General features: G+C 61.5%; 5 protein-coding genes. 3 read left to right on the forward strand and 2 right to left on the reverse strand.

The features are described from left to right. Window positions 1–153: 153 nt before the first annotated feature. The 3 genes from hemN to OC610_RS21040 all read left to right on the forward strand — a co-directional run bounded on the left by hemN (window position 154) and on the right by OC610_RS21040 (window position 2,990). Window positions 154–1,536, forward strand: a complete 1,383-nt coding sequence (gene hemN, locus OC610_RS21030; RefSeq protein ID WP_264430449.1) for an oxygen-independent coproporphyrinogen III oxidase — start codon at window positions 154–156, stop codon at window positions 1,534–1,536. A gap of 95 nt (window positions 1,537–1,631) precedes the next feature. Continuing rightward, window positions 1,632–2,366 carry a fumarate/nitrate reduction transcriptional regulator Fnr gene (gene fnr / locus OC610_RS21035; RefSeq protein ID WP_264430451.1) on the forward strand — a complete coding sequence of 245 codons (735 nt, stop codon included), beginning with the start codon at window positions 1,632–1,634 and terminating at the stop codon, window positions 2,364–2,366. Between the two features lie 75 nt (window positions 2,367–2,441). Next, on the forward strand, window positions 2,442–2,990 hold the full coding sequence (locus OC610_RS21040) for an adenine phosphoribosyltransferase (protein ID WP_003183509.1): 549 nt from the start codon (window positions 2,442–2,444) through the stop codon (window positions 2,988–2,990). Between the two features lie 127 nt (window positions 2,991–3,117). Here OC610_RS21040 and recR read toward each other — a convergent pair whose 3' ends face one another. After that, complete coding sequence (gene recR, locus OC610_RS21045; RefSeq protein WP_030140891.1) at window positions 3,118–3,720, reverse strand: recombination mediator RecR; 603 nt, start codon at window positions 3,718–3,720, stop codon at window positions 3,118–3,120. 66 nt (window positions 3,721–3,786) lie between these two features. Beyond that, window positions 3,787–4,815: an NADP-dependent oxidoreductase gene (locus OC610_RS21050; RefSeq protein WP_264430452.1), complete on the reverse strand. Its 1,029-nt coding sequence runs from the start codon at window positions 4,813–4,815 to the stop codon at window positions 3,787–3,789. Window positions 4,816–4,937 lie beyond the last annotated feature (122 nt).

Consider the following 4,937-nt stretch of genomic DNA (forward strand, 5'->3'; position numbering starts at 1 on the left):
AGCGGGAGCAAGCTCCCTCGCCACGGGTCTTGAGTGGTCTGGACAGACGTCGCCCCTCGACGGCTGCTGATGCGCCGTTGACGCAAATCAACACCCCTCTTCCCACGCCCCCATAGACTCCCGACCATGCCAGCCTATCCGGGGAACGCCCGCATGCTCGACGCCATTCGTTGGGACTCAGACCTGATCCGCCGCTACGACCTGGCGGGACCACGCTACACCTCGTACCCGACCGCGGCACAGTTCGGTAGCCAGGTGAGCTCGTTCGACCTGCTTCACGCCCTGCGCGACAGCCGCAAGGCGCTCAAGCCGCTATCGCTGTATGTGCACGTGCCGTTTTGCGCGAACATCTGCTACTACTGCGCCTGCAACAAGGTCATCACCAAGGACCGCGGTCGCGCCCACGCCTACCTGCAACGCCTGGAGCAGGAAATCCAGCTGATCGGCTGCCATCTCGACCCCGCCCAGCGCGTCGAACAACTGCATTTGGGCGGTGGCACCCCGACGTTCCTCAGTCACGACGAGCTGCGCCAGTTGATGGCCAAGCTGCGCCAGCACTTGAACCTGATGGACGACGATTCCGGCGACTACAGCATCGAGATCGACCCTCGCGAAGCCGACTGGTCGACCATGGGCCTGTTGCGGGAATTGGGTTTCAACCGGGTCAGCGTCGGCCTGCAAGACCTCGACCCGGCCGTCCAGCGCGCCGTCAATCGCCTGCAAAGCCTGGAAGAAACCCGTGCCGTGATCGAAGCCGCGCGGACCTTGCAGTTTCGCTCGATCAACATCGACCTCATCTACGGCCTGCCCAAGCAGACCCCGGACAATTTCGCGCGCACCGTCGAGGAAGTCATCAATCTGCAACCGGACCGCCTCTCGGTGTTCAATTACGCCCACCTGCCGGAACGCTTCATGCCCCAGCGGCGCATCAACAGCCTGGACCTGCCAAACCCCGAGCAGAAACTCGCCATGCTGCAAGGCACCATTGAACAACTGACCGCCGCCGGATACCGCTACATCGGCATGGACCACTTTGCCCTGCCCGACGACGAACTGGCGATCGCTCAGGAAGAAGCGACGTTGCAGCGTAACTTCCAGGGCTACACCACCCATGGTCACTGCGACCTGATCGGCCTAGGGGTGTCGGCCATCAGCCAGGTCGGCGATCTGTACTGCCAGAACAGCAGCGACCTGAACCATTACCAGAACACATTGGCCGATGGGCAACTGGCAACCAGTCGCGGGCTGGTGTGCAACGCCGACGACCGAGTACGTCGAGCAGTGATCCAGCAACTGATCTGCCACTTCATCCTGGCGTTCGCCGAAATCGAGCAACGCTTCAACATCGATTTCCGTGACTATTTTGCATCGTCATGGCCGCAGTTGCAGGTCATGGCCGACGATGGCCTGATCGAATTGACGGATACGCATCTCCAGATCTTGCCTGCCGGGCGCCTGCTGGTGCGCTCGATCTGCATGGTGTTCGATGCCTATCTGGAGCAGCAAAACCGCCAGCGGTTTTCCCGAGTCATCTGAGCGCGACAATTTGACGGTAACGCTGCACTGGCCGGAGTGTGTGCGCTGGGTTACCCTTACGTCTAATGTGTGTTTTTCCCACAAGGATTTAAGAAATGTCCGAGCCAGTCAAATCGCGCGCTCACAACCAGGCCCATTGCAAGGATTGCAGCCTGGCCCCTCTCTGTCTGCCACTTTCGCTGAATCTGGAGGACATGGACGCGCTGGACGACATCGTCAAGCGGGGACGTCCCTTGAAAAAAGGCGAGTTCCTGTTCCGCCAGGGCGATGCCTTCGACTCGGTCTACGCCGTGCGCTCGGGCGCCCTGAAGACGTTCAACCTGAGCGACGGTGGCGAAGAACAGCTCACCGGGTTCCACCTGCCCAGTGAACTGGTGGGCCTGTCCGGCATGGACACCGAAAGCCATCCGGTCTCGGCCCAGGCGCTGGAAACCACTTCCGTGTGCGAAATCCCCTTCGATCGCCTGGATGAACTGGCCATACAGCTGCCGCAGCTGCGCCGCCAGTTGATGCGGGTGATGAGCAGGGAGATCCGCGACGACCAGCAAATGATGCTGTTGCTCTCGAAGAAGACCGCCGACGAGCGCATCGCGACGTTCCTGGTCAACCTCTCGGCGCGCTTCCGTGCCCGTGGGTTTTCGGCCAATCAGTTTCGCTTGAGCATGTCGCGCAACGAAATCGGCAATTACCTGGGCCTGGCGGTGGAAACCGTGTCCCGGGTGTTCACCCGCTTCCAGCAGAGTGAATTGATCGCCGCCGAAGGCAAGGAAATCCATATCCTTGATCCGATCCAGCTCTGCGCCCTGGCCGGCGGCTCGGTCGAAGGCTGATGCGCTTGCGCGGCTGAGGCTTTCGCCTCGCCGCGCTATACTGCCGCGTTTGCAGCCAGCCAGGACACCTCGACGATGGTCTTCGACTCCTTCGACATCAAATCCCTGATCCGCCCCGTGATCGATTTCCCCAAGCCAGGCGTGATCTTTCGCGATATCACACCGTTGTTCCAGTCACCCACGGCCCTGCGGCTGGTCATGGACAGTTTCGCCCACCGTTACGTCGAGGCCGAGTTCACGCACATCGGCGCGATGGATGCGCGCGGCTTCCTGATTGGCTCGATCCTCGCCTATCAGTTGAACAAGCCCTTGGTGCTGTTTCGCAAGCAAGGCAAGCTGCCTGCCGACGTGTTGGCCGAGGGTTACCAGACCGAGTACGGCGAAGCCTTCCTGGAAGTCCACGCGGACAGCTTGTGCGAAGGGGATTCGGTGGTGATGTTCGATGACCTGATCGCCACGGGCGGCACGTTGATCGCCGCCGCCAACCTGATCCGCCGCATGGGCGCGAAGGTCCACGAAGCAGCCGCGATCATTGACCTGCCGGAGCTGCTCGGCTCCCAGCGCCTGGAAGACATGGGCATCCCGACGTTCTGCCTGACGCAGTTTTCGCTCAGCGAAAAATAACCTCCAAACAACGAATAACCCTGTGGGAGCGAGCTTGCTCGCGATAGCGGTGTGTCAGCCAGTATAAGTATCAACTGATCCACCGCCATCGCGAGCAAGCTCGCTCCCACAGGAGGTTGTGTGGCGGTTATAACGCGATCGGCTTACGCCCCGCAAACGAATGCGCCAGCGTCCCGCCGTCCACCAATTCAAGCTCGCCGCCCAGCGGCACGCCGTGGGCGATGCGAGAGGCGACCAGGCCTTTGTTGCTCAGCAACTGAGCGATGTAGTGCGCGGTGGCCTCGCCTTCTACCGTCGGGTTGGTGGCAAGGATGACTTCGGTAAACGTGCCGGCCTCCTCGATCCGCGCCATTAACTGCGGGATGCCAATGGCTTCAGGCCCCAAGCCATCGAGCGGGGACAAATGCCCCTTGAGCACAAAGTAACGACCACGGAAGCCAGTCTGCTCCACCGCATAGACATCCATCGGCCCTTCCACTACACAAAGCAGGCTGTCGTCTCGGCGCGGGTCGGCGCACTGCGGGCACAGGTCGTCTTCGGTCAGGGTCCGGCACAGGCGGCAATGCCCTACCCCTTCCATGGCCTGGCTCAACGCTTGGGCCAGGCGCGACCCGCCGCTGCGATCACGCTCGAGCAATTGCAATGCCATGCGCTGGGCGGTTTTCTGACCCACGCCTGGCAAAGTTCGCAGGGCATCGATCAGTTGGCGGATCAAAGGGCTGAAGCTCATCGAGGAAACGTCCGACATAACAACGAGACGCGGTTTATACCCGCGCCTCCGATTAGCGTCAAATACTCAATCGCGTGCCACCCGCACGACCAACTTGCCGAAATTGCGCCCTTCCAGCAGGCCGATGAACGCCTGTGGCGCATTCTCCAGTCCGTCGACGACGTCTTCGCGGAACTTGACCCGGCCGTCGCGCACCCAGGGCGCCATGGCGCTGATGAACTCCGGCTGGCGGTCACCATAGTCATCGAACACGATGAAACCCTGGATGCGCACGCGTTTGGTCAACAGGGTGCGCTGTAGCTGCGGCAGGCGATCAGGGCCACTTGGTGGCTGACGATCGTTGTAGGACGCGATCAAGCCGCAAAGCGGAATGCGCGCCTTGGCGTTGAGCAAAGGCAGCACTGCATCGAAGACCTTTCCACCGACGTTTTCGTAATAGATGTCGATGCCCTTGTCGCAGGCGCGAGCCAGCTCTTGGGCGAAATTCGCGCTCTTGTGGTCGATGCAAGCATCGAAGCCCAGCTCATCGACCACGTATTTGCATTTTTCGCCGCCGCCGGCCACGCCCACGACGCGCAAGCCTTTGATCTTGGCCACCTGCCCCACCACAGAGCCCACGGCGCCCGAAGCCGCCGCCACGACCAGGGTTTCTCCCGCCTTGGGTTGGCCAATGTCCATCAGCCCCATGTAGGCGGTCATGCCGGGCATGCCCAACACCCCCAGCGCCATCGAAGGGCTGGGCAATCCTGAGGGGATTGGAATGACATTGCGCCCATCGCTGATGCAGTGGCTCTGCCAACCCGTGGCGCCCACCACCAGATCGCCTTCCTGGAATTTCGGGTGCATTGAGCGCTCCACGCGACTGACGGCGCCACCGGTCATCACTTCGTCGATTTGTACCGGGGCCGCGTAGGACGGTGCGTCACTCATGCGCCCGCGCATGTAGGGGTCCAGCGACAGGAACAGCGTCTTGAGCAAGATTTGCCCCTCCGCCAGATCCGGCAGCGTCATGTGTTCAAGGCGAAAATTTTCAGCGGTTGGCGCGCCTGCGGGGCGAGAGGCCAGGACGATGCGCTGATTGGAAATCGATGACATGCGGCGTCTCCTTGTTCGTTGAGCGGACACGTATAGGGAGCAGACCATTGCTGAAGGGGCGGCGTTCGATGTTTATTCCGGTATGGCGCGGTGCGGCCTTCGCGAGCAGGCTCGCTCCCACA

Source organism: Pseudomonas agronomica (assembly GCF_025917275.1).
GTDB classification, from domain to species: domain Bacteria; phylum Pseudomonadota; class Gammaproteobacteria; order Pseudomonadales; family Pseudomonadaceae; genus Aquipseudomonas; species Aquipseudomonas agronomica.